The organism is Pseudomonas sp. 3B-A001-10F, assembly GCF_056313565.1.
The window spans coordinates 1-919 of record NZ_JBQYFW010000077.1 but is presented as its reverse complement, the minus strand read 5'-3'; the positions used below and the strand labels follow the sequence as shown (position 1 = coordinate 919).

At 59.7% G+C, this 919-nt stretch carries 1 pseudogene; it reads right to left on the bottom strand.

The features are described from left to right. Positions 1 to 919: pseudogene (locus tag AC0ZWN_RS28800) on the bottom strand (type IV secretion protein Rhs); the annotation flags it as partial.

Here is a 919-nt window from a genome sequence, read left to right as displayed (position 1 = left end):
GGCGAATCGTCGTGAGGCTCATGCCGTTCCAACCGGCTCGAAGCACCAGACTTGTCCCGCGCCAGTGGCGCCGGATTCGGCACCGTCAACACCAGCGAATCGGCCTGACGAATGTTCAGCGGTATCGCCGGTGTCGGTTTCAACTCAACGTCACGGACATTGAGCATCAGCGGTTTCAAAACGCTGGCATGCCGCGTCAAATCCGCCGAGGACGTCAGTTCGGCCAAGCGCAATGCCGAGGCCGCCAGCCATTCCCGCGCGCGCGGCGACTTGATCTTCGCCAACGCCTTGCTGCTCAAGCGCAGTGGCACGCCGACGCCACCCGACAACGCCGTCAGCAGAAAACCGATCAGCAGTTCGGCACGCACTTCGGCGACCACTTCGGCCAAATGTTGCGGCGGCAGCATCTTCAGCCAACTGGTAAACGCGGCCAGATGAATGAACAGCAGCGGCTCGTCACTGAGGATCAACAGACCGTTGGCAATGGCGTCGCTGGAGGCATTCAATAACGCCTCAAGCTCGGCCTCGCTGAGGTACTCAAGCAGCTTTTCACTGTTGGCCTGCAAGTCGGCGAGGAGGGCGAATACCTGTTTGATGTCGTCCCAAACGCCGTTCAGGGCTTTCTCGAATCCACGCCAGTCGGCCTGTTGCAACTGACCGTAACGCTCAAGAAACCCAGCGCTGGAAAATTCCTTCCACTGCGGCTGAAATTCACTCCATTCCCCGCGCAACCAGCCCTCCAGTCCATCGATGAAGCCCTGATAGGAGGCGTACAACGTCTGCACATGGTCCGTGGACACATCGGGAAAGAAGGTAATGCGATAACGCTGGCCCCGATCGCAGTCGGTCACTTGCAGAATGCCGCTGGGGCCGATGGTGTAATGCAGCGGCTCACCGAAAGTCAGCACGCCGCCGACAT